General features: G+C 42.2%; 21 protein-coding genes and 1 pseudogene. 6 read left to right on the plus strand and 16 right to left on the minus strand.

Annotation, left to right across the window (positions count from 1 at the left end; genetic code table 11):
• Positions 1-53 precede the first annotated feature (53 nt).
• From DNL43_RS03300 to pyrF, 3 genes and pseudogenes are all read right to left on the minus strand, one after another.
• A pseudogene (locus DNL43_RS03300) lies at positions 54-918 on the minus strand (dihydroorotate oxidase).
• On the minus strand, positions 908-1,555 hold the full coding sequence (pyrE, locus tag DNL43_RS03305; protein ID WP_054769455.1) for an orotate phosphoribosyltransferase: 648 nt from the start codon (positions 1,553-1,555) through the stop codon (positions 908-910). The pseudogene DNL43_RS03300 and the gene pyrE overlap by 11 nt, the downstream one beginning before the upstream one ends.
• Positions 1,545-2,264 (minus strand): orotidine-5'-phosphate decarboxylase, encoded by a 720-nt coding sequence (gene pyrF / locus DNL43_RS03310; protein WP_054769454.1) that lies wholly within the window; start codon positions 2,262-2,264, stop codon positions 1,545-1,547. Before pyrF ends, pyrE begins: the two co-directional genes overlap by 11 nt.
• Positions 2,265-2,604: 340 nt before the next feature.
• Here pyrF and DNL43_RS03315 point away from each other — a divergent pair, with 340 nt between their 5' ends.
• The 4 genes from DNL43_RS03315 to yaaA all read left to right on the plus strand — a co-directional run bounded on the left by DNL43_RS03315 (position 2,605) and on the right by yaaA (position 6,436).
• On the plus strand, positions 2,605-3,852 hold the full coding sequence (locus tag DNL43_RS03315) for an MFS transporter (RefSeq protein ID WP_056981867.1): 1,248 nt from the start codon (positions 2,605-2,607) through the stop codon (positions 3,850-3,852).
• A gap of 178 nt (positions 3,853-4,030) precedes the next feature.
• Positions 4,031-4,666 carry an HAD family hydrolase gene (locus DNL43_RS03320; RefSeq protein ID WP_179286789.1) on the plus strand — a complete coding sequence of 212 codons (636 nt, stop codon included), beginning with the start codon at positions 4,031-4,033 and terminating at the stop codon, positions 4,664-4,666.
• A 145-nt stretch (positions 4,667-4,811) separates the two neighbouring features.
• Entirely contained in the window at positions 4,812-5,690 is an 879-nt protein-coding gene (gene pepI, locus DNL43_RS03325) for a proline iminopeptidase (RefSeq protein ID WP_054769452.1), read from the plus strand.
• A gap of 2 nt (positions 5,691-5,692) precedes the next feature.
• On the plus strand, positions 5,693-6,436 hold the full coding sequence (gene yaaA, locus DNL43_RS03330) for a peroxide stress protein YaaA (RefSeq protein ID WP_056981896.1): 744 nt from the start codon (positions 5,693-5,695) through the stop codon (positions 6,434-6,436).
• 92 nt (positions 6,437-6,528) lie between these two features.
• Here the strand turns inward: yaaA and DNL43_RS03335 are convergent, their stop codons facing one another.
• Positions 6,529-8,658 (minus strand): polymer-forming cytoskeletal protein, encoded by a 2,130-nt coding sequence (locus DNL43_RS03335; protein WP_156644996.1) that lies wholly within the window; start codon positions 8,656-8,658, stop codon positions 6,529-6,531.
• Positions 8,659-8,782: 124 nt separating this feature from the next.
• Here DNL43_RS03335 and DNL43_RS03340 point away from each other — a divergent pair, with 124 nt between their 5' ends.
• Positions 8,783-9,712, plus strand: coding sequence for an IS30-like element ISLpl1 family transposase (locus DNL43_RS03340; RefSeq protein WP_068479136.1), 930 nt, complete (start codon positions 8,783-8,785; stop codon positions 9,710-9,712).
• Between the two features lie 239 nt (positions 9,713-9,951).
• Here DNL43_RS03340 and purD read toward each other — a convergent pair whose 3' ends face one another.
• The 11 genes from purD to purE form a co-directional block, all read right to left on the minus strand.
• Positions 9,952-11,184: a phosphoribosylamine--glycine ligase gene (gene purD, locus DNL43_RS03345; protein WP_056981863.1), complete on the minus strand. Its 1,233-nt coding sequence runs from the start codon at positions 11,182-11,184 to the stop codon at positions 9,952-9,954.
• Positions 11,185-11,425: 241 nt separating this feature from the next.
• A complete protein-coding gene (purH, locus tag DNL43_RS03350) occupies positions 11,426-12,955 on the minus strand; it encodes a bifunctional phosphoribosylaminoimidazolecarboxamide formyltransferase/IMP cyclohydrolase (RefSeq protein ID WP_054769197.1) in 1,530 nt (509 codons plus the stop codon).
• Positions 12,955-13,542, minus strand: a complete 588-nt coding sequence (gene purN, locus DNL43_RS03355; protein ID WP_056981861.1) for a phosphoribosylglycinamide formyltransferase — start codon at positions 13,540-13,542, stop codon at positions 12,955-12,957. The genes purH and purN overlap by 1 nt, the downstream gene beginning before the upstream one ends.
• A complete protein-coding gene (gene purM / locus DNL43_RS03360) occupies positions 13,539-14,555 on the minus strand; it encodes a phosphoribosylformylglycinamidine cyclo-ligase (protein WP_056981859.1) in 1,017 nt (338 codons plus the stop codon). Before purM ends, purN begins: the two co-directional genes overlap by 4 nt.
• Before the next feature lie 10 nt (positions 14,556-14,565).
• Positions 14,566-16,008 carry an amidophosphoribosyltransferase gene (purF, locus tag DNL43_RS03365; RefSeq protein ID WP_054769199.1) on the minus strand — a complete coding sequence of 481 codons (1,443 nt, stop codon included), beginning with the start codon at positions 16,006-16,008 and terminating at the stop codon, positions 14,566-14,568.
• Entirely contained in the window at positions 15,993-18,227 is a 2,235-nt protein-coding gene (gene purL, locus DNL43_RS03370; RefSeq protein WP_056981857.1) for a phosphoribosylformylglycinamidine synthase subunit PurL, read from the minus strand. Before purL ends, purF begins: the two co-directional genes overlap by 16 nt.
• The gene (gene purQ, locus DNL43_RS03375; RefSeq protein WP_056981855.1) at positions 18,220-18,903 is read right to left on the minus strand and encodes a phosphoribosylformylglycinamidine synthase subunit PurQ; all 684 of its coding nucleotides are present in this window, start codon (positions 18,901-18,903) and stop codon (positions 18,220-18,222) included. The genes purL and purQ overlap by 8 nt, the downstream gene beginning before the upstream one ends.
• A complete protein-coding gene (gene purS, locus DNL43_RS03380) occupies positions 18,900-19,163 on the minus strand; it encodes a phosphoribosylformylglycinamidine synthase subunit PurS (protein WP_054769200.1) in 264 nt (87 codons plus the stop codon). The genes purQ and purS overlap by 4 nt, the downstream gene beginning before the upstream one ends.
• Positions 19,163-19,894 (minus strand): phosphoribosylaminoimidazolesuccinocarboxamide synthase, encoded by a 732-nt coding sequence (gene purC / locus DNL43_RS03385; protein WP_054769201.1) that lies wholly within the window; start codon positions 19,892-19,894, stop codon positions 19,163-19,165. The genes purS and purC overlap by 1 nt, the downstream gene beginning before the upstream one ends.
• 1 nt (position 19,895) lies before the next feature.
• Positions 19,896-21,029 (minus strand): 5-(carboxyamino)imidazole ribonucleotide synthase, encoded by a 1,134-nt coding sequence (purK, locus tag DNL43_RS03390; RefSeq protein ID WP_056981853.1) that lies wholly within the window; start codon positions 21,027-21,029, stop codon positions 19,896-19,898.
• On the minus strand, positions 21,010-21,498 hold the full coding sequence (gene purE, locus DNL43_RS03395) for a 5-(carboxyamino)imidazole ribonucleotide mutase (RefSeq protein ID WP_056981851.1): 489 nt from the start codon (positions 21,496-21,498) through the stop codon (positions 21,010-21,012). Before purE ends, purK begins: the two co-directional genes overlap by 20 nt.
• 266 nt (positions 21,499-21,764) lie before the next feature.
• Here purE and DNL43_RS03400 point away from each other — a divergent pair, with 266 nt between their 5' ends.
• Positions 21,765-22,742, plus strand: a complete 978-nt coding sequence (locus DNL43_RS03400) for an aldo/keto reductase (RefSeq protein ID WP_054769202.1) — start codon at positions 21,765-21,767, stop codon at positions 22,740-22,742.
• Between the two features lie 152 nt (positions 22,743-22,894).
• Here DNL43_RS03400 and DNL43_RS03405 read toward each other — a convergent pair whose 3' ends face one another.
• Positions 22,895-23,443, minus strand: a complete 549-nt coding sequence (locus DNL43_RS03405) for a ferritin-like domain-containing protein (protein WP_056981849.1) — start codon at positions 23,441-23,443, stop codon at positions 22,895-22,897.
• Positions 23,444-23,447: the final 4 nt, after the last annotated feature.

Consider the following 23,447-nt stretch of genomic DNA (forward strand, 5'->3'; position numbering starts at 1 on the left):
ACCACGGAGATGAAAAAGGGTCAAGCCATTTCTGGCTTGACCCTTATTAAAACTTAAATTGTCTTCAGTTTTCCTCTGAAATCATCCAGAGTCTTATAACCTTTTTTATCCATAATTTCTTTTAATTCTTTGGAAATGCGTTCGAAGATTGGTGTTCCTTCATAACCAAATGCAGTTCCAATTTGAACCAAGTTGGCACCACAGAGGACATGTTCGAAAACATCCATTCCAGACTTGATACCACCGGTCCCAATGATGGGAATTTCTGGATTCAAACGTTGACGAAGAGCACGGACGTTAGCCAATGCAGTTGGCTTAACATAGTCACCACCAAGACCGCCAAAACCGCCCTTAGGCTTGATAACAACTGATTCAGTTTCCGGATCAACGACCAGACCGTTACCAATTGAGTTGATAACGTTAATGTAGGTAACCGGGAAATCATTGAGAACTTCAGCGATACCATTAAATTGATTGAAATCAAAGTAAGGTGGCAGCTTCAAGCCAAGCGGCTTCTTAAAGAACTTGAAAGTAGCAGTTAAAACATCCCGGACAGCGTCAAAGTCATAACCGACTTGTGACTTTCCGGCAACGTTTGGGCATGAGAGATTCAGTTCGGTCAAGCCGTTGAATGAGCTTTCTTGAACTTTCTTCGGCAAATTTCAAATAATAATCAATTCCGTGGTTGGGTAATCCCATTGAGTTAATGCTTCCAAGTGGCAATGCCTTCATCCGTGGGCTTTCGTTTCCGGCCCGTTCTTCCGGAGTGGCACTCTTGGTAACACAGCCACCGGCCATTGAATCCAATGTTTTGTTAAGTTCGTCAGTAGTTGAACAACGAACTCCAGCCGCATTTAACAGTAAATTATCGAATTGATAGTCGCCAATATGTGAGGCGAGTGAGATATTATTTTGCATTTGCTTCCTCCCGTTTTGTCCAGTCCCAAGGGGCTTTGTGCCAAGTTGATAAACGTGAATATTCTTCATCTGAGAACTTGTTTTCTTTATGACCTTGCGCAATCAGATCAGCGTAACTAAGCAATGGAACCAGCTTGGTGTCGGCATCGGCGAAGTTCTTGTCGGCATCCGGCAAGCCGTATGTAAATACGGAAGCCACGCCAATCACATTAACGCCTTCATTGCGAACTGCTTTAACAGCTCCCAGAACACTGCCGCCAGTTGAAATCAAATCATCGATCAAAACAACTTTGTCATCCTTGGAAATCCGACCTTCAATCTGCTTTCCGGCACCATGATCCTTTGGCTTTGCCCGAACATAGATCAGGGGCAGATTAAGTCGTTCAGCAACCCATGCGGCATGGGGAATTCCAGCTGTGGCAACTCCGCCAATGACCGTTGCATCCGGATAGTTTTTCTTGATGTTTTCAGCCAATCCATCAGCAATCATGTCTCTTAATGATGGAATGGAAATTGTTAATCTGAAGTCTGTATAGATAGGTGATAAAATGCCACTTGCATATCTAAATGGTTTCTCAAGGTTGATACTGACAATTTGGTTATCAATTAATGATTGAATAATTTGATTAGTTTGCATAATTCCATTCCTCCAACATTTTGTGATATGCGGCAACTGGGTCTTCAGCTCGGATGATTGGCCGGCCGACAACTAAAGCTGAACTACCGTACTCGGCAGCCTGCTTAGGAGTTGCAGTCCGTGACTGGTCATCCTTGGGGAAGTTGGCTGGTCGAATTCCTGGGGTTACATATAGGAAGTCATCCCCAACCTGTTCCTTCAATGAACTCACTTCAAGTGGTGAAGTGATAACACCGTCGGCACCTGATCGCTTTGCTAATTTGGCAAGGGACACAACTTGGTCAACCATATCCAACTTACAGTTTTGCTCATTTTCCAAAGCGTCTTCTGTAATTGAGGTCAACTCGGTAACTGCGAGTAACTTGGGTGTCGGAACACCAGCTTCTTCACTCCCCAGTTCCAAGCCTTCCTTGGCTGCGGCAATCATTTCCGAACCGCCAAGGGCGTGGACAGTCGTATAAGTGACCCCCATTCGCCCAATCTGCATCATTCCCATTTTAACGGTGTTGGGAATATCTTGAAGCTTGAGATCCAAGAAGATTTTGAAACCTTTGTTTAGCAGTTCCTGAACAATTTCAGGTCCTTCACCATAAAACAGCTCCATGCCGATCTTAACGGTCATTCCTTCATCAGTTGGAAACTGGTCAATAATCTTAAACAGCCCTTCTCGATTCCAAACATCAAGTGATACAATTAACGGTCCTCGCATAATTACCCTCCTGGTTGATTACAGAAAAAGAGCCCGAGACTGTAGAACTCAGCACATCTCTGCACTAATCCCTGCAAAATCACGGACTCTTTGATTAATTTGTCGTCCGCTTTTGGCCTCTCTGAACCAAATTAAAGCTCTTTTATTTGTTTATTACTTTATCACGTTAGGTAAAGGAGTTCAAGGAGATAATTTTTGCCCGCCTAAATATGCGGTTGTCAAACTAATACTTAAGTAGGGAATCTTTAATAGCCCGCCTTGCATTCCCAACATATCCGTGTAATAATGTTGACAGCAAAAAATAAAGAATGTCAGCGAGCATTCATTTGGAGGAACGGACATGGAAAATACAAATACACTTACGCACAGCCATACTTTTACGAAGAATCAGAAATGGGTAATTGCTTCTACCAGTTCTGGATTCGCATTGGAAAATATGGATGTGCTATTTTTATCCTTTGCAATGAGTTCAATGATCAGCCAACTTCATCTTAGCGGTGGCGCTGCCGGATTGATTGGTTCAATCACGAACTTGGGAATGTTATTTGGCGGGATTATGTTTGGTCTTATCGGTGACCGATTTTGTCGGGTAAAGACCTTCACCTACACAATCTTCATCTTTGCATTTGCAACCGCAATGATGGCTTTTGCAAATAACATTACATTGATTTACATATTAAGATTCTTAGCCGGTATCGGTGCCGGTGGTGAATATGGTGTCGGCATCTCAATGATTGCCGAATCATTCCACAAAAATCAAATCGGAAAGATGACATCGGTTGCCGCAATCGGCGGTCAAATCGGTGCCATCCTAGCAGCCATCACAGCTGCCATCGTCATCCCTCACCTGGGCTGGCACGCACTGTTCCTTGTTGGAATCGTTCCAGTTGTTTTAACCTACTTCGTACGTCGACACTTGAGCGAAACTCAGGAATTCGTTGAAGCAAAGAAAGTTGAAGCAGAAAAGAAAGAATCAACAACCAGCGCCGTCTTCAAATACATGTTCAGTTCACCCAAATTAGCTTACCAAAGCTTTGCATTAATGATTATGACCACCGTTCAAATTGCCGGATACTTCGGCTTAATGAACTGGCTGCCAATCATCGTTCAAAAGCAACTTAGCTTAAACGTTTCCGGTTCATCACTTTGGATGATTTCAACAATCATCGGAATGAGCCTTGGAATGATTACTTTCGGTTCAATCCTTGACTACTTCGGACCACGCCGAGCATTTGGAATCTTCCTGATTGCTTCAGCAGCCATGGTCTTCACAATTACTTTGGCTCACAATACTATTTCACTGCTTATCATTGGTGCCATCGTTGGGTTCTTCTCAAACGGGATGTTTGGTGGTTACGGTGCCGTCATCAGCCGCCTTTACCCAACTGAGATTCGTTCAACTGCCAACAACGTGATCGTTAACATTGGCCGGGCAGTTGGTGGTTTCTCATCAGTTGTTATCGGAATCTTGATGGATAACTACTCATTGACTGTTGTCATGGGCTTCCTGTCAATCCTGTATGTGATTAGCTTTATCACAATGATCACTTTACCAGGCCTCAAAAAGCTGGGCTTGAAGCAAGCATAATAACTTAACCTGCTTAATAAATCGTCGACTCCAAGTTGGCGATTTTTTTATTCATTTGAATATTCTGACTTAGTAGCCGATAATGGTTGTATAGACACATTTATGAATCCTGTGGGGAAGACACTGTTCAGGGGTAGAATTCTTGTCATGTACTTCGAAAGGTAGGTCAAAATTAGTAATGGAAAAAATTATTGCGTTTGATATGGATGGAACGGTCGCCGAGACTTTCCCGGTTATCTTTGATTCATTTAGAAGAACCGTTCACGACTATACTGGTAAATGGATCAGTAACCAGGTCATCCTTGCCACTTTTGGAGCAAATGAAGTTGGGATGTTAAAAGAGTTGATTCCCGATTACTCTGACGAAGTTTTGGAAAGCTTCCATGAAAACTATCGCCGGGCACATCTTCAGTTACGTCACCCATTTGAAGGAATTGAAAAATTACTCAAAGAACTTCACGAACGCGATGTCATTACTCCAATGATTACCGGTAAAGGCAAACAAAGCCTTCAAGTCAGCCTTGATTCACTTGGCCTGACAGATTCCTTCTCACCCGTTCTGTCCGGTTCACCCGACGGCTCGATAAAAGCCAAGCAGTTCGGTGACGTCATCAAACAATTTGGCGTTACCAAAGAAGATATGGCATATATCGGTGATGCGCCAACCGACGTGACCGCCTGCCAAGAAGCCGGCATCAAATGTTACTCAGCTGCCTGGTCGATTAATGCCAAAACCAAGGAACTCGAAAAGCTCAACCCGGATGAGATTTACACATCCGTCGATCAACTGAGAGAAAAGTTAATAAACGAATAATTAAATTGGCTAAACGACGACTGCGTGGATAATGACACGCAGCCGTTTTTTGTTTATATTATTAAAGACACTCTAATAATTGACCATTAACAGGAGTATAATTTAAGCCAATAACACATTTCATAATGGAAAGGATGATTCATTCATGAAGATTGAAGAAGGCTACATGCCATTTAAAGGCTACAAAACTTACTATCGAATTGTTGGTGAAAAGACCCCTGGGAAAGCTCCCTTACTGCTGATTCACGGTGGCCCCGGCTCTTCTCACAACTATTTTGAATTACTTGATGATTACGCCAACACCGGCCGCCAGCTGATTATGTATGATCAAGTTGGCTGTGGAAAATCTTCTCTTCCAGAAGACGAATCCATTTACGTGAAGGAAACTTGGGCCGAAGAATTAATTGCCCTGAGAAAATACCTGCATTTGGATGAAGTACATATGCTTGGCCAATCATGGGGCGGGATGCTGGAAATGCTCTACCTGACCCATTACAGCCAAGAGGGCGTCAAAAGTGTCATGATCGATGGATCGCCATCCTCAATTAAGTTGTGGATTGCCGAACAGCATCGGCTGATCAAATATTTGAGCTACGAAGACCGTCAGGCAATCGCCGAAGCAGAACGAACTGGCGATTTTAGCGGGCCCAAATACTTGGCCGCCAACGATCGTTATATGGAGCGTTACTGCTGGGACGATCCTGATGAAAATTCACCGGAACCTTTGCGTCGACCTACCAACGGTAAGCGAGCCAGCTTAATTGCCGAAGGACCAAACGAATTTACCGAAAATGGGACAATCAGCGACTTTGATGTCACCGATGATTTAAAGAACATTCACGTCCCAGTCCTGGTCACAAACGGTACTGACGACCTCTGTACGCCATTAATCGCCAAAACGGTATACGATCATATTCCTGGTGCTAAATGGCATCTGTTCGCCAACAGTCGCCATCTGGCCTTACTTGATCAGCATGATGAATTTATTAGTGTGCTTGATCACTGGCTTAACGAGAATGACTAATGATGAAAGTGATTATTTCACCTGCTAAAAAAATGATCGTCAATCAAGACGACTTTGATGTTCAAGCAAAGCCGGTGTATCTTGACCAGGCAACTGAAATTCTAAATGCCTTGCGCCAACTTGATTACGAACAGCTCAAAAAACTTTGGCACGCCAGCGAAAAGCTGACCCAAGCCAGCTATGAACAACTGAAGCACATTGACTTAGAGCACCAACTAACGCCTGCCATTTTGAGCTTTTCAGGAATTCAGTACCAATATATGGCACCGGATCTGTTGAGTGAAGATGCACTGAACTATTTGCAGGACCATCTTCGAATCCTGTCAGGCCTTTATGGCATTTTAAGACCATTCGACGGCGTATCACCCTACCGCTTTGACATGGATTCAAGATTAGCAATTCCTCCGGCCAAGAACATGTATGACTATTGGGGTGACCGGATTTATCAAACGTTGATCGGTGATCAGCCAATCATCAACTTGGCATCCCAAGAATATTCGAAGACCGTTACCCGCTTTTTAAAAACTGATGATCAATTTATCAACATCACATTTGGTCATCTGGTTGACAGCAACATTAAGACTCGGGCAACGTTTGCCAAAATGGCGCGTGGGGAAATGGTCCGATTTATGGCTGAACATCAGGTGACTAACATTGACGAACTAAAGCAGTTTGATTCACCAAATTATCAATTTGCCGATTCATATTCAACTAAAACGCATTTAGTTTTTTTGCGTCAAAAATAATTATCAACAAAAAACGGCTATCCAATTGGATAGCCGTTTTATTTTGTATCAATTGTAGCGTTGCAGTTAAAAATTGTTCATGTTGACCAAATTTACTTACTGGCGTTTTTAGGATTGATGTAGCCATTCTTATATTGATCCAATGAGGTTGAGATTACTTCATAACCTGACAGCGTTCCAGCTTGGACCAGGTAACCACTGTCATCGAAGAAATCACCTGTTGCTTCGGCAGTTCCGGCAAGGCCACTTTCAGATTTGCCTGTACCACCGCCACCAATTGCCATCCCCTCCATTCGGGCGTGGTCCAATACAGAATAATTTCCAGAAACAAGGGCACTATCGGTTACGACAGCATGGTCACTCACATGTGCACCATCTTTAACGATGGCCATCTTGGTAATTTGGGCATTGCCGGACACAATTGCTTGGCCGTCCACAATCCCATAGTCCTTTACTTTGACGTTGTCGGATACTTTAGATTTCCCTTCAACCAACGCATGGCCGGATAGACGAACATTTCCCTTCACGGTTGCATTATCCCGAACAGTTGCATGACCCGTCAACTTCACATGGCCACTAACTTTAGCGTTCCCCAAAACAGCACTGCCTTTGGATACTTTGACCGTCTTGGAAACCGATGCGGTGTTGGCAACAAAGCCACCCTGTTTGGTGTGATGACCCTTAATACCCTTAGTGGAAATGTTTGGCCGGGTTGCCGGTGCGGCATGACTCAATCGAATCTGATAAGGATAACGAGCTTTCGTGCTATACGGATGGTTCATTTCAGTAAATTTTTCACTATCAATTGGAAGTCCAAAGGTGTTGTCATCAATATCTTGCGTACTTGGCGTTGCGGCAATACTCAAATAAACTTTGTCGCTTGTCTTAGCTTTAATGGACTTTGTTTGACCGCTCTTAAATAGTGACGAATATTTTGCTGCAGATCCATCTTTAGGCTGAACGATCAATCTTGCCCGCCAATCAGCTCCAGCCTTTTTGGATAAGCCAGTCAATTTAACACCAACAGACGTACTGGATTTTCCCTTCTTAAACTCAGGGTGAAGTTGAATCACGTTAAAGGCATTTCCTTGTGGTGCCCGTTCATTCGGAACTCTGTACAAGTTTGAAGTCTTGGATACCTTATTCATTTGTGTGTAGAATTGCTGCCAATATAAGTTTCTGTTTTTCAGCAACTTCTTAAAGGCTGTTTGATACAACTTTTTTGGAGAATAAGATTTTGTGGCTGACCCTGCCCATTCAAGGCTGGCAACTCGACTGGCATAATCACCAAAGAGCGTTTTTTGGTCCACTTTAGGTGTATTTGCCCGAAGAATTTGATAAAACGTCTGGTTGGGGTTGCTCTTATCACCATTTGTCAACAAAGCCTTCATCAAATTTGTAGACATATCAAGGTGATCCGGATTATGTTGCAAGAATAACAGCAACGGCCAGGCTTCATAAAATGCCCGTCCATTAACCGGCGTCAGCATCGTTGCTCTGAGATACATTTCACTCAAAGAAGTCCCTAAATGGTTGCCTGAATTTCGATAAACATCACTGTAGGCGTATTCTTCTCTGAACCAATTTGCCACCGGCTCATACCATGCTGTTAAATAGATCCCGTCATTCCAGCTGTTGTTACCTTGAGCAAATTGAAAGTCATGACCGAACTCATGAGGAACCGCAGAGCCCCACCAATCCTTGTTAGGCGTCAATGCGGCAACTTGGGCAACAAAGTATGGATAAGATTGGGAATCTCTATCTGCGTATGCCCAGCCCTGTTGTAAGTCCTTAAAACCGGTGTCAATCAATAAAACGTTAATTTTGTATGGCTTCTGCTGACTATATGGCTTGTTAATTGCATATACCGGTGGGGTCATTTTCATTTCACCGATATATACTTGCCAAATTTGCTCCATTAAGGTTCCGGCTTCTTTTAAATATGATTGGGTTACCTTGGATGCATTGTCAGAGTCACCCCAATAGAAGTTAAAATGCGCGGTTTCGTAATGGTGCGCATTATTTTGATCAATTGTTGTGTTCCCCAGCTTAAAAGGCCGAACGGTTAAATTCGTATTCAGTTCACTGGTTGTCGCATCAGAACTAGTCTCACCGCTTGCGAAGGCTGGCTTAAATGACAATATTGCAACTAAGGCGAACATCAAAACGACTAAAAATCCCAACTGCTTAGTACTTTTATATGTATGTTCCTGATTCTCCATAGAATTACCTCCATTTTTTATTTAAGGTAGATTGTAAAATTAATCCGAACGCTGTTCGGACAAAAAAGATCAGCTTCCTTTAAAATGGTGTTTACCACAAACCCATCTTTTAGGAGCTGATCTTTTGTCTAGTATAACCTATTCCGAACGAATTAAAATCGAAACCTTTTGTGAACTAGGGCTGTCCAATATCCAAATGGGCGTTCGGCTGAACCGATCACCGTCAACAATTTCTTATGAATTATCTCGATGTCAACCTTATCAGGCTGAATTAGCACAAACAGATGCCGAATACAAGCGATCACGATGTGGTCGGAAAACTAAGCTGAGCGATGAGTTAAAGCAAAAAATTCTCAACCATTTACGTCTAAGCTGGTCACCAGGAATGATTGCTCACGAATTTAAACTAGCTACTAAATCTATTTATAATTGGCTAAATCAGGGGAGAATTGGTTTCTCCTTGAATGATCTACCTGAACATGGCGTACGCCAACGGCGTAACGTTGACCAACGATCCAAATATAATCAATCTTTGGGGCGATCAATTGAACAGCGTCCCATGATCATTAATCAACGTAATCGCATCGGCGATTTTGAACTAGATACAGTCGTTGGTCCTCGTGGGCATAGTAAGGCAGTTTTATTAACTTTAATCGATCGAAAATCACGGTTCCTTTGGGCATACCGGTTAAAAGATCGGACGACAGCGACTGTTAATGAAGCACTAACTAAGTTCCTAACCACTTTTAATGGTCCGGTGCACAGCTTTACTGTGGACCGTGGCACTGAGTTTAGTGGGCTAGTATCACTTGAATCACAATATGGTATTAAGACCTATTACTGCCATGCTTATACTCCAGCTGAACGTGGTAGTAATGAACGCTTTAATCGGAATTTACGTTATTTTTATCCTAAAGGGACTCGTTTTGAGCACATTAGTGCTCAAGATTTAACGACGACGTTACTCCAAATTAACCAGCGACCGCTTAAAATACTCGACTGGCAAACACCGTATCAGGTTATGCTGACAAATTTGTCCAAAAATTCGGATTAAATTTGCAATCTACCTTAAATAATATTATAAAATGATTAGGATATTAAGTAAACATTAATATTAAATTAGATTAATGTTGCTTGAACTTTTATGTTCCAATACATCACGACATCCCAAAAAGAGAGGATAATCAGGATCATTGGCGGTCTAAATGATTCTCCATTTTGAGTTGTTGACCATTCGAAAATTCTCATAAAAAAAGACGCCTACATAGTAGACGTCTCATACATACATTTAAATTAAAGATCTCTAAAGCCAATATCTTTTCGATAATAGAAGCCTGACAAATCGAGTCGGCTCAACTCTGCATATACCTTTGCCTGAGCACACTCAAGGGTTGAAGCATGATTGTATAACGTAAAGATTCGGCCGCCTGAACTGTAAAGCTTGCCGTTTTCTTCAGTAACCCCGGCATAGAAAACATTGCCTGGTAAATCATCAGGTAGTGTGATGTGTTGCTTTGGAGAAGTTGGGTATCCGGGAGCTGTCACAACAACGCCAAGATAAAATTCTCCTTGCTGCCATTCAACTTTTGGCATCTTGTTATCAATCAGATCAGATGTCATTTGATAAAAGTCACTCTTAAGTTGTGGTAACAAGACTTGGGTCTCGGGATCACCTAGTCGTAAGTTATATTCAATCACTTTAGGACCCTGCTTGGTCAGCATGCAGCCAATGTAGATGATCCCAGCGAATTCCAAATCCTCTTTGGCAAGACCAGCCATAGTTGGTTCGACAATCTTTTGAACAGTCGTATCCAAAACACTTTGGGTAATATGAGGGACTGGCGAATAAGCACCCATCCCACCTGTGTTGGGACCGGTCTCCCCTTCGTGAATCTTTTTGTGGTCTTGTGAAATTGGGAAGATGACTTTCTTGTCGCCACCAACAAATAACATCAGTGAAAATTCTTCACCTTCGAGGAATTCTTCAATCAAGATTTCACCGGATTTATCCAACGCCGTCTTAATTGTGGTATCAAGATCACTGGCATCTTTGACGATGGTAACCCCTTTACCGGCAGCCAAGCCGTTTTCCTTAACAACCAGTGGCAATGATAATGAATGAGCATATTTTTTAGCTTCATCAAAGTCTGTAAAGGTTTTGAAACCAGCAGTTGGAATGCCATTCCGCTGCATAAACCCTTTAGCAAAGTTTTTGTCGCTTTCAAGACGAGCAGCTGATTCATCAGGGCCAAATACTCGTAAGCGAGCAGAAATGAAGGCATCAACAATTCCTTTGGAAAGTGGTACTTCAGGTCCAACGAATGTTAAATCGACAAGATGTTCTTTGGCAAATTCAACTAATTTAGGAAAATCCATTTCATCAATATCTACAATCTGGATGTTGTCCCTTTTCATCCCTGGGTTTCCTGGGGCGCAATAAACATTTGTAACTTGAGGACTTTTCAACATTGTTGCTGCAATTGCATGTTCACGTGCACCAGAACCGATAACCAGAACGTTTGCCATGATGTGATCTCCTTTTTGATTGGTAATATTTATTCTATGTATGAAGGCTGCAAGGGCAGCCTTGTTGTGCGGTTTGTGTGTGGTACTTTTGAATTTAGAGGGTTTTAGGCATCCTAGCTGAAACGTGCTCCGACGACCCAGATGCTAACTTCTAAGTCAACTTTGGTTCAACCCCAAGAGCGGGGCTTAAACCAAATTCGCCTTAGAAACCGCATCTCCCGGGTCTCGTCGCACTCTGCTTCTAATGTCTAAAATGTCTTACTCCGGTTGTTACCATTGCGATACCAAATTTATCGGCCATCGCAATTGAATCCTTATCACGGATACTTCCACCAGGTTGGATAATTGCCTTAATGTCATGCTTTGCAGCATATTCAACACAATCTGGCATTGGGAAGAAGGCATCTGAGGCCATAATGGCATTTTCGTAACCATCTTTTGGCATTGCCTTTTGAATAGCAATCTTGGCAGAATCAATTCGGTTTGGTTGTCCCATACCAACACCCAAAGTCTTGGTATCAGTGGTTACGACAACCGCGTTACTCTTAACATGTTTAACAACGTGTTGACCAAATTGCAAAGCCTTTAATTGTTGTTCAGTAGGTTGAACCTTGGTAACCACCTTAAAGTCAGGAATCTGATCGATTTCGTGGTCACTTTCCTGCATCAACATACCACCACTAACGGTAATTTCTTCGAAGCGGTCAGGTTGATCACGATGACTCAAGTCAGCTTTCAATAAACGAATATTCTTCTTTTTGGCAAGAATTTCAAAGGCTTCATCAGTGTATGAAGGTGCAATCACGATTTCCAAGAAAATCTTGTGCATCTTTTCGGCAGTTGCGGCATCGATTTCACGGTTAACCGCAATGATTCCACCAAAGATTGACATTGGGTCTGATTCGTAAGCTTCATCCCAAGCCTTTTCGATAGTGTCGGCAACACCAACACCACATGGATTCATATGCTTCATTGCAATAACAGTTGGTTGGTCAAATTCTGCAACCATGTTCAATGCGGCATTGGCATCCTTAATGTTGTTGTATGACAATTCCTTACCATGAAGCTGATCGGGAATAATCGTCAGTTTTGAAGGTAATGCTTTACGATAGAAGGCAGCCTTTTGATGACTGTTTTCACCGTAACGAAGACTTTGTTGTTTCTCATAAGTCAAAGTTAACTTTTCAGGGAACTCTTCTTCAGTTAAGTAATTGGAAATTAAAGCATCATAAGCAGCGGTGTGACGGAATACTTTGGCTGCCAAATGTTTTCTGAAATCGGCGTCATCTTTATGTTCTTTAAGAGCGTCAATTACCGGTTGGTAATCAGCTGGATCAACGACAGTCAGTACACCAGCAAAGTTTTTTGCGGCTGCACGAAGCATTGATGGGCCACCAATATCGATTTGTTCAATTGCTTCAGCCATAGTTGTTTCAGGCTTCTCAATGGTTTGCTTGAAGGGGTAAAGATTAACCGCAACCAAATCAATTGGGGTAATGCCAGCATCTTTTAACTGTTTCATATGGTCTGGATTATCACGCTTGGCAAGAATCCCTGCGTGAATCTTTGGATGAAGGGTCTTAACACGGCCATCCAGCATTTCTGGAAATCCGGTCACTTCTTCAACACCGGTTACTTCAACGCCAGCATCTTCCAGTGCCTTTTTGGTTCCACCGGTCGAAACAATTTCAAAATCCAAATCTTTTAATTGCTTAGCAAAATCAACCAAATTACTTTTATCAGAAACACTTAAAAGGGCTCTTCTAGACATTAAATTTCTCCTCTTTCTAATAATTGTTTGACAACGCTTGGATATAAAACATGCTCAGTAGCGTGAATCCGCTTCTCGAGATCGCTCAACTTGTCATCCTTATGAACTGGGACTTCACGTTGGGCAATGATCTTGCCTGAATCAATTCCTGAGTCAACCCAATGAACTGTGACACCAGTGGTATCAACACCGGCTTCATAGGCATCTTCAATTCCGTGGCGACCAGGAAATTTAGGCAATAGTGCTGGATGAATATTGATAATTTTGCCTTCATACTTATCTAATAAGGTTGGTCCAATAATCCGCATATAACCAGCTAAAATAATGAAGTCAATCTGCTCATCTTCGAGCTTCTTGGCAATCACCGTTTCGGCAGCGGCCTTGTTAGGATAATACTTAAAATTAATGACAAAGGTTGGAACAGATTCTTTATGTGCCCGGTCAAGGACGTGAACATTACTATGATCACAGACCAATAATTTAACATTGAGCGGTAATTTTTCTTTCTTGAAAGATTCCGTTAATGCAGTGAAATTGGTTCCTTCACCAGATGCAAATATCGCTATGTTTTTTACGTCAGATTTCATTGCTGGTCCTTTCGAATGATAACTTGTTTGTCTCCGGAAATAAGCTTACCTACACGGCTAACAGTTTCACCTGCAGCAGTCAACTGACTTTGAATATCGTCAGCATCTTCTGGATGAACCGCAACAACCATTCCTAATCCAAGGTTGAAGGTATGTTTCATATCATCAAAAGATAAATGACCAATTTCCTGCAGATTCTTCATGATAGCTGGAACTTTCCAACTTCCATAATTGAATTCCGCAGAAAGGCCTTCAGGTAATATCCGGGCAACATTTTCTGGAAGTCCACCACCAGTGATATGAGCAATTGAGGCAATTTTTCCCTGCTCTACCAGTGGTAGGACGGACTTAACGTAAATCTTGGTTGGTCGCAAAAGTTCATGCTTCAAATCAAGATCACAACCGGAAAGGGTGTCATTCAAGGAATAGGAATTTTGTTTAAATAAGATGTCTCTTACCAAGCTGAAGCCATTTGAATGAAGACCGTTGGAAGCAAGTCCCAACAAGATATCGCCTTCATGCAGATTATCCGAACTCAGTAATTTATCCTGGTCGGCAATTCCTACCGCAAACCCGGCAAGGTCGTAATGACCATGGGTATACATATCAGGCATTTCGGCAGTTTCACCACCAACCAATTTGGATTGGGCTTGGGAAACACCTTCAACCACACCGGTTAAAATATCTTTTGCTTTTTCGTTATCCAAATGACCAACGCCAAGATAATCCAAGAAGAACAAAGGTTTAGCTCCCTGTGCCAAAACATCATTGACACACATGGCAACCAAATCAATGCCAATTGTCTTGTGTAAATTGGCTTTAATTGCGATCAGCAGCTTAGTACCAACACCGTCGGTTCCGGAAACTAACACTGGGTTCTTGTAAGTACCTAATGCCAGCGGGAACAAACCGCCAAATGAGCCAAGGTCACTATTTTTGGATAAATTCTTAATATCATCGACTAACTTGTAACCGGCATTAATATCCACGCCGGCTTTTTTGTAGGCGTCCATTCGAATTACCTCATCTCATTGATTGTAGTTGGGCTTGATCGCGATCATATTCTTCTTCGTAATCATAAAGTGGTGTTGGGTATTTGCCGTCAAAGTAAGCGACACAAAGGCCTTTATTAGGAGCATCAGTCTTCAAATTAACTGAATCGACAACCCCTTTGACACTCAAGAAGCCTAATGAATCAGCACCAAAGATTTGACGCATTTGTTCAATCGTCTTATTGGCGGCGATCAATTCACGAACGTGTTGAATATCAATTCCATAGAAGCATGGGTAACGAAGTGGCGGTGAAGCAATCCGCAAATGAACTGAAGCGGCACCGGCATCCTTAAGCAATTTAACAATTCGACGACTGGTTGTTCCACGAACAATTGAATCATCAACTAGGACAAGGTTCTTGCCGCGAACAACACCCTTAACTGCGGAAAGCTTCATGTTGACGCCTTGTTCACGCAATTCTTGGGTAGGCTCGATAAAGGTTCTGGCAGAATATTGATTCTTAACCAGCCCCATTTCATAAGGCAGGCCGGATTCTTCTGCATAACCCATTGCCGCTGAAAGAGATGAATTAGGAACCCCAATAACCATATCGGCATTTTTAACGGGTTGTTCCTGTGCAAGCCGCGCACCCATTCGCTTTCGGGCAGAATGAACGTTTACCCCGTAGATGTCTGAATCAGGACGGGCAAAGTAGATGAATTCCATTGAGCAGATTGCCAACTGAGTATCATCGGTATATTTATCAACGGTAATGCCTGAATCATCAATTTTAATTAACTGACCAGGTTGAACGTCAAATTTGAATTTGACACCAACGGCATCCAAGGCACAGGTTTCACTGCAGACAACGTATGCGCCGTTTGGAAGTTGGCCGACAACCAATGGTCGAAAGCCATTTGGATCAAGCGCTGCATACAAACGGTCTTTAGTCATCACAAGGTAGGCAAAGCCACCCTTGATGATATTTAAGGCTTCCTTCATTTGATCATCTAGGTTGTCTTCCCGGCTCAATCGAATTAAGTGCATCAAATTTTCAGTGTCTGAGCTGGAATGATAAATTGCACCGCGGTCTTCCAACTTCTTACGAATTGAAATGGCATTGGTTAAGTTACCATTATGTGCCAAGGCAAATTGGGTATCACTAAAGTTAAATGGGAGTGGCTGAATATTTTCCAGCAAGTTGCTGCCGGCAGTCGAGTAACGAACATGACCAATGGCGGCAGAACCTGTCATTTCATCAACCGCATTAGGTGAATCAAAGACATCTGTTAACAAGCCAAAGCCACGTTTGGTTGTCAAATGACCATCATTATTAACGGTGATCCCAGCGCCTTCTTGTCCACGATGTTGAAGGGCAAATAGGCCAATGTAAGTTAATTTGGCTGCATCGGGAGTTCCCCAAACGCCAAAGATCCCACATTCTTCATTTAAACTTTTTACTTCAGACGGCATGACAATGCCCCTTTCCAAATACCAAACGCTTTATCAACATCAATATCAAAGTAACCATCGTTGGCTTGGACAAATAGGTGATTGTCATCGACTACCTTTCCAAGCTTTTGTGCGTCATTTCCAACTAATTGTTCAAATTCGGCTTGCTTTTCTTGTGGTACTGAAACAATGAATCTTGATTGACTTTCGGAGAAGAAGTCGGCGACGGTTAAGTCGGCGGTCAAATCAACTCCGAGTTGATTGCCAAATGTACTTTCGGCAATGGCTGTAATTAAGCCACCTTCGGAAATATCATGAGCTGAGTTCAATAACTTTTGTTGAATAGCAGCAGTTACTAATTTTTGAATTTTAACTTCATAATCTAAATCAAAATCGAAGAGCTTGCCGGAAATGTTACCGGTTTGCATCTTTTGAATCTGTGAACCATTGAAACCTGGTTCAGTCTTGCCGACAACGTAAACTGCGTCGCCAGCGTGCTTAAAGTCTTGAGTCGTAATGTGATCCAAGCCCTTGATTAAACCAACCATGCCGACCATTGGGGTTGGGTAGATTGGAATATTATCGTATTCGTTGTTCAATGAAACATTTCCGGAAATAACCGGTGCTTCAAATTTTTCACAAGCCTCTGTCATTCCCATAACTGCTTGATCCAATTCATAAAATTGATCAGGCTTTTCAGGGTTACCAAAGTTCAGGCAGTCGGTAATTCCCAGTGGAACAGCTCCTGATGCTACAATGTTTCGAGCCGCTTCAGCAACTGCCATGGCGCCGCCTTCTCGAGGGTTCAAGTAAAGGTAACGACCATTCACATCCGTTGTGATTGCCAAAGCTTTGTCATGATGACGAACCCGGACAACGGCTGCATCTGAACCAGGTGCAACAATGGTGTTGGTCTGAACCTGAGTATCATATGTTTCATAGATACTTTCTTTGGAAGCAATTGTTAATTGACTCAACATTTCTTTTAAAGTTTCGGTTGGGTTGGTGATTTTTGGTTGATACTGGTTTGTATCAACATTCTTTAAATGTTCAGGCATTTCTGATTCACGGTGATAAACAGGTGCTTGTGATGCTAATGAATCAACTGGAACATCTGCAACCAATTTACCGTGATGCATGAGCTTATAATTATGACCTTCAGTCACATGACCAATGACAACGGCATTAACACCATGGTCAGCGAAGACTTTTAATACTTCATCTTCGTGACCGGCTTTAACACATAAGAGCATCCGTTCCTGAGATTCGGAAAGCATTAATTCAAATGCAGACATTCCGGCTTCACGTTGAGGAACGAGATCGAGGTTAAGTTCCATCCCGTTTCCACCAGCTTTGGAACCCATTTCTGCAGATGATGAAACCAGTCCGGCAGCACCCATATCTTGGATACCAACTAAAGAATCGGAATGATTATTGATAACATCCAAGCAGCCTTCCATTACTAGTTTTTCTTCGAATGGATCACCTACTTGAACAGCTGAACGTTGGCTTTCGTGTTCTGAATCAAATTGGAATGAAGCAAATGATGCACCGTTAATACCATCACGGCCGGTTTTATGACCAACGTAGATAATACTGTTGCCGACACCGGCAGCGGCACCAACTTCAATCTTATCCAAATCCATCAAACCAACAGACATCACGTTGACCAATGGGTTATGAGCATATGCATCGTCAAATGCGGTATCACCACCAACAGTTGGAATTCCGATACAGTTACCGTAAGCACTGATACCAGCAACAATTTGCTGAATGAAGTATTTGTCGGCATCTGTCTTAGGTTCGGCAAATCTCAAGCTGTCCATGCTGGCAATTGGACGGGCACCCATTGAGAAGATGTCCCGCAAAATACCACCAACACCGGTTGTTGCGCCTTGGAAAGGTTCAACGGCAGATGGATGATTATGACTTTCGGCCTTGAATACAACACCTTGGTTGTCACCAATGTCAATGATTCCGGCACCTTCACCGGGACCTTTAACAACGTGCTTACCCTTGGTAAAGAACTTTTTGAGAACCGGCTTGGAATTCTTGTAAGAACAATGTTCACTCCACATTCCTGAGAACAAACCAACTTCGGTATAGTTGGGAAGTCGATGTAAAACATCATCTTTGATTAATCCATATTCGTGATCAGTCAAGCCCATTGATTTGTAAAGCTTGTTGTCGCGGATTTGTTCTGGTGTGGCTTCGGTTGTTTGATCCATTACACTATTCATAAATAACCCCTCGACTCTTAATGTGATTGACGATTGATTGGAAAACTCCTTTACCATCGTCGGAACCAAGTACTGCTTCAACAGCTCGTTCAGGATGAGGCATCATTCCAAGCACGTTTCCCTGCTTATTAATGATACCGGCAATATTATCAATACTTCCGTTAGGATTGCTGTCATATTTGAAGACAATTTGATCATTGGCAATCAATTCACGCAATGTATCCTGATCACAGTAATAATTACCGTCACCATGCGCAATCGGCAGGTTGATCATTTGGCCTTCCTGGTATTCGGAACTAAACATTGAATGATTATTATTAACAACTAATGGTTCTGTCTTGCAGATAAACTTAGCTGAAACATTTTTCTGCAGGCTGCCGGGAAGTAATCCCGCTTCAGTCAGAATTTGAAATCCGTTGCAAATTCCAAGAACTGGTTTGCCGCTTTTGGCGAATTCCTGTAAATCAGGAATAATTGGTGAGAAGCGGGCAATCGCACCACTTCTTAGATAATCGCCATAAGAGAAACCGCCGGGAATAAGTACGGCGTCAAAACCTTCGAGTGTGTTCTTCTTATAAGAAACCAGTTCGACATCTTCTTTGATGATGTCTTTAATTGCGTTATATAAATCCATTTCGCAATTTGATCCTGGAAATGCAAGGACGGCAAATTTCATTGAGCAGCCTCCGTTTCTTCAATCTCGTAGTGATAATTTTCCATGTTGTAATTGGCGAGGAGCTTGTCACAAATTTCGTTAATTTCTTTGTCGAGCTCATCTTTTGATTTGCCGTCAGCAACGGTTAATTCAAAATACTTGCCAAGCTTAACGTCTTCAACGTTGTCATAACCCAAACGCTTAAGAGCCTTGTGAACTGCTTCTGCTTCAGGGTTTAAAATTGATTTTTTGTAATTAACATAAACTTTTGCAAGAGCCATTATTTAACGTCCTCCACTTTTTCCAAACGACCAAGAATTTCTTTATAAACAGGGACCAAAGCGCCAAGGCCTTTTCTGAAGACATCTTTGTCGAGTGACTTTTTAGTGTCACGGTCAATCAAACGGCAGCTGTCTGGAGAAATTTCATCGGCTAAGATTAATTCGTTGTCGGAATCAATTCCAAATTCAACTTTGAAGTCAACCAGGTCAATATTCATTTCGGAGAAGATTTCCTTGAGACGGTCATTAACCTTCAAGGCAATTGCTCGCATCTTGTTCATTTGATTTTCAGTTGCAACATTCAATGCTTCAGCTTGGAAATCATTGATGAATGGGTCGTCCAGTTCATCACTCTTAAAGAAGAATTCTTGAACCGGCTTGTCGAACTTCATTAAATGCTTAACAGCGAATTTCTTTTCAAAACTTCCTGAAGCAAAGTTACGGACAACTGTTTCAAGTGGAATGATCTTAACGCGTTTAACTAATTGATTGTTTGAATCGATTTGTTTGATGAAGTGATTCTTAATGCCGTGGTTGGCAAGGTCTTTAAAGATCAAAGATGAAATTTCACAGTTGGTTTGGCCTTTACCTTCCATCTGAACCTTCTTCTTACCATTGAATGCGGTAACTTGGTCCATGTAGTGAACCCACATTGTGTTAGGCTCGTTAGTTGTGTACATTTCCTTAGCTTTACCTTTATACAACAAATCTTTTTTAACAATTTCAGTCATTTTAATTTTCTCCCTTTAACATGTCTGTGGATTTCAGTAACTGGTCAATGTCGTCACCAACAACGGTAACGTGGCCCATCTTACGTTGTGGTCTAATTTCAGCCTTACCATAATCATGGAAATGCCACTCTGGATGTTCCGTAAGCAGCTTGCGGGCAAGGGTTAAATCCGTTCCTAACAGGTTACGCATAACTGCGGGCTTTTCTTGAACAATTTCAGGAATTGGTAAACCGCAGATACTTCTTATGTGAGCTTCAAATTGAGAAATGTTGCAGGCTTCGATCGTGTAATGACCGGAGTTATGTGGACGAGGTGCAAGTTCGTTAACCATGACATCTTTATCATCAATAACGAAAAGTTCAATTCCAAGGACCCCGTATAAATCAAGCCGGTTGGCAATCGTTTCAGCATATTGCTTGGCTTTGGCATGAACCGTCTTGGAAAATCTTCCAGGTGCAATGGTTGTGTGAAGGATATGATTCTTATGACGATTTTCAACAAGTGGGAAAGTAATAACCTTGCCATTCAAATCGCGGGTAACCATCACAGATGCTTCGGCAATGAAGTCCTGACGAGCTTCCAAAATACATTCGGTTTTGGAATATAATTCTGAAGCTTTTTCAATATCAGCATCGGAGTTGATGTCCACCTGACCATGACCGTCATAACCGCCGGAAACGGTTTTTAGAATGGCGGGATAACCAACTTTTTCAATTGCGGCCTTTAATGAATCTTCGTCGGTAACCGCTGCAAAATTGGTAACCGGAATTCCACAATCTTTAATGAAGTTCTTTTCGTTTAACCGTTGGCCGGTAATGTGAAGTAAATGAACACCTTGTGGAAGTTCGGCAACCTTTTTAGCTTTGAGCAGTGAATTCTCATCAACGTTTTCAAACTCATAAGTTAAAACATCACTTTTTTCTGCCAGTTTCATTAATGAATCAACATCATCATATTCAGCGACAATTTGGAAATCGGCCACCTGATCTGCAGGTGCTTGCGGCGTTGGATCAAGAATACCAACGTGATATCCCATTGATTTGGCAATCAATGCCATCATCTGTCCAAGCTGACCACCACCGACAATTCCAATCGTGGCTGGTGGCAAAATTGTTTTAATCGAACTGCTGCTCACTGTTTTTGGCCTCCACTCTTTGTTTTTCCTTGAGATCGGCAAGCTTCTTGGCAACCGCCGGATCAGTTACCCCAATAATTTGAGCTGCCAGTAAAGCGGCGTTTTTAGCACCAGCTTCACCAATGCTGACTGTGGCAACCGGAGCGCCAAATGGCATTTGGACAATTGAGAGTAATGAATCAACACCATTTAATGTTCGTGTTTTCATCGGGCAGCCAATAACGGGAAGTGTCGTGTTTGCTGCAATCATTCCTGGTAAATGGGCGGCACCGCCAGCTCCTGCAATGATTACTTTCAATCCCTTGTCACGAGCCGTCTTGCCAAATTCTTGAAGTTCATCAGGCATCCGATGTGCTGAGATAACGTGCTTCTCATAAGGGATCCCAAGACTTTCAAGTTGTTCACAAGCCAGCTTCATTGTTGGCCAATCAGATATTGATCCCATTGCTACGCCGACAGCGTTTGCCATTCCAACCACTCACCTTTTCAATTTATTTAGTGTCTACAATATACTTGACATCATAATGGAAGTCAACGTTAATGTTCGTGTTTAAAACGATATATGCCACTTTTTACGTAATTTTTTTAATTAATTTCCGTATTTTAATCGTTTTGTCTTTAAACTGTTATGATTTTTTTATGATAATTCGGTATTTGACCAATTTCATCTTTCCCAGTCAGTGGGTTGAACATGTTATGATTAATGTATCGATGAGTTTAATTGGAGGAATACAAATGAAATTTAGAACGCTTGGTAAAACAGGTTTTAAAATCAGTGAAGTTTCTTTAGGTACTTGGCAGCTTGGTGGAAAATGGGGGACTCCATTTGACCCGAAAGATGCTCGGGATACACTTCAAGAAGCTTATGATCGTGGTGTTAACTTCTTCGATACAGCAGATGGGTATCAAGATGGCCAAAGTGAAAAGGCGGTTGGTGAATTCGTTCAGAAACATCCAGATGTTCACTACACAACCAAGATTGGTCGAAAAGAAATGCCTCTGGACCTCAAGCATTTCGATCCTGCCCACGTTGATCGCTACGTTGATGAATCACTGCAAAATATGGGTGTCGATTCCTTGGATATGGTTCTTCTCCACTGTCCACCAATGATGAATTACTACATGCCGGAAACTTTCTTTGAACTGGACAAGTTGAAAAAAGCCGGCAAGATTAAGAATTATGGTGTCAGTGTCGAACGGGTTGAAGAAGGAATCAAAGCTTTAAGCTATGATATTTCAGCTGTTGAAATTATCTTCAATATGTTCCGCTTACGTCCAGCCAACCTCTTCTTCGATTTAGCCAAGAAGAACAATGTCGGCATTTTGGCTCGGGTTCCCCTTGCCAGTGGGCTTTTGACCGGTAAGTACACCGCCGATACCAAATTTGCTCCCGAAGACCACAGAACAACCAACCGTCACGGAGAACAATTTGATAAGGGTGAAACTTTCTCCGGTGTTGATTACCTGACTGGTGTTAAAGCTGCAAATGAATTAAAGCAACGCCTTGGGACAGATAATCTTGCTGCAATGGCTTTACGTTTTATCCTAATGTATGATGCTGTCTCAGCAGTCATCCCCGGTGCAAGCAATCCAACTCAAATCGAACGGAACACAACGGCTGCCGACTTGCCAGCTTTAACTGACGAGCAAATGCAGATTGTCCGCAACGTTTACGACAAATACATTAAGAACCCGGTCGATTATCTCTGGTAATCACCCCGATTCAAACTAAGTTATAAAAAAAGGCTCATCAACTTAAATAATTGATGAGTCTTTTTTCGATCAGTTATGCGATAATATCCAAAAAAGGTTCCGGAGCAATCAATGCTTCGAAACCTTTTTACATACACAATGTTCATTTAAGACTAGTCTTCGTCGTCTTCTTCATCCAAGCCTTCACGTGGTGTATTGCCAAGTAAAGCCTGAAGTCTGGCAATGTTATGGTTGTTATCCCGTAACAAACCAATTAAATGCTGAGCCAGAACTGGACGGTCTTCTTTGTCCGCCAATTTGATGGCACGGGTGACAAACATGTTCTCAGTATCATAATCATGAACCAAGTCGTTAATGATCCATTCTGCAGATTCATACTTGTTTTGACCATTTTCTTCGAGCATGGCGTATTCGCCAAATTCTTTTTGGGTACTTGGGGTTACTAAGGCTTCGTCAATTAAGACTGCGCCCAAAGCATCCTTTTGAGCATATGCCTGGTGCAACAGTTTGCCGAATAAATCTTTCAGCTGTTCAGCCTGCATCCCTTTGACATACCACTTAGCCATCTGGAGCTTGTCTGATAATACGACCAAATTGGAAACGATATGACCAGTCATGGCACCGGCAGTTGGCGTGTGATGATCAATATCTGCTTGCTTTACTTCTGCTTCAAATAATTGTTCTGGAGTTGCTGTTGTCATATTC

It is taken from the genome of Lentilactobacillus kefiri, assembly GCF_009739535.1.
Taxonomy (GTDB): Bacteria; Bacillota; Bacilli; order Lactobacillales; family Lactobacillaceae; genus Lentilactobacillus; species Lentilactobacillus kefiri.

Coding starts and splice junctions, on each gene's coding strand:
- purM (WP_056981859.1), bottom strand. CDS start 14,555: ATGGACGCCTACAAAAAAGCCGGCGTGGATATTAATGCCGGTTACAAG.
- DNL43_RS03315 (WP_056981867.1), top strand. CDS start 2,605: ATGGAAAATACAAATACACTTACGCACAGCCATACTTTTACGAAGAAT.
- purQ (WP_056981855.1), bottom strand. CDS start 18,903: ATGAAATTTGCCGTCCTTGCATTTCCAGGATCAAATTGCGAAATGGAT.
- purE (WP_056981851.1), bottom strand. CDS start 21,498: ATGGCAAACGCTGTCGGCGTAGCAATGGGATCAATATCTGATTGGCCA.
- purH (WP_054769197.1), bottom strand. CDS start 12,955: ATGTCTAGAAGAGCCCTTTTAAGTGTTTCTGATAAAAGTAATTTGGTT.
- pyrE (WP_054769455.1), bottom strand. CDS start 1,555: ATGCAAACTAATCAAATTATTCAATCATTAATTGATAACCAAATTGTC.
- purF (WP_054769199.1), bottom strand. CDS start 16,008: ATGCCGTCTGAAGTAAAAAGTTTAAATGAAGAATGTGGGATCTTTGGC.
- purL (WP_056981857.1), bottom strand. CDS start 18,227: ATGAATAGTGTAATGGATCAAACAACCGAAGCCACACCAGAACAAATC.
- purS (WP_054769200.1), bottom strand. CDS start 19,163: ATGGCTCTTGCAAAAGTTTATGTTAATTACAAAAAATCAATTTTAAAC.
- purD (WP_056981863.1), bottom strand. CDS start 11,184: ATGGCAAACGTTCTGGTTATCGGTTCTGGTGCACGTGAACATGCAATT.
- purC (WP_054769201.1), bottom strand. CDS start 19,894: ATGACTGAAATTGTTAAAAAAGATTTGTTGTATAAAGGTAAAGCTAAG.
- DNL43_RS03405 (WP_056981849.1), bottom strand. CDS start 23,443: ATGACAACAGCAACTCCAGAACAATTATTTGAAGCAGAAGTAAAGCAA.
- pepI (WP_054769452.1), top strand. CDS start 4,812: ATGAAGATTGAAGAAGGCTACATGCCATTTAAAGGCTACAAAACTTAC.
- DNL43_RS03335 (WP_156644996.1), bottom strand. CDS start 8,658: ATGGAGAATCAGGAACATACATATAAAAGTACTAAGCAGTTGGGATTT.
- pyrF (WP_054769454.1), bottom strand. CDS start 2,264: ATGCGAGGACCGTTAATTGTATCACTTGATGTTTGGAATCGAGAAGGG.
- yaaA (WP_056981896.1), top strand. CDS start 5,693: ATGAAAGTGATTATTTCACCTGCTAAAAAAATGATCGTCAATCAAGAC.
- DNL43_RS03320 (WP_179286789.1), top strand. CDS start 4,031: ATGGAAAAAATTATTGCGTTTGATATGGATGGAACGGTCGCCGAGACT.
- DNL43_RS03400 (WP_054769202.1), top strand. CDS start 21,765: ATGAAATTTAGAACGCTTGGTAAAACAGGTTTTAAAATCAGTGAAGTT.
- purN (WP_056981861.1), bottom strand. CDS start 13,542: ATGAAATCTGACGTAAAAAACATAGCGATATTTGCATCTGGTGAAGGA.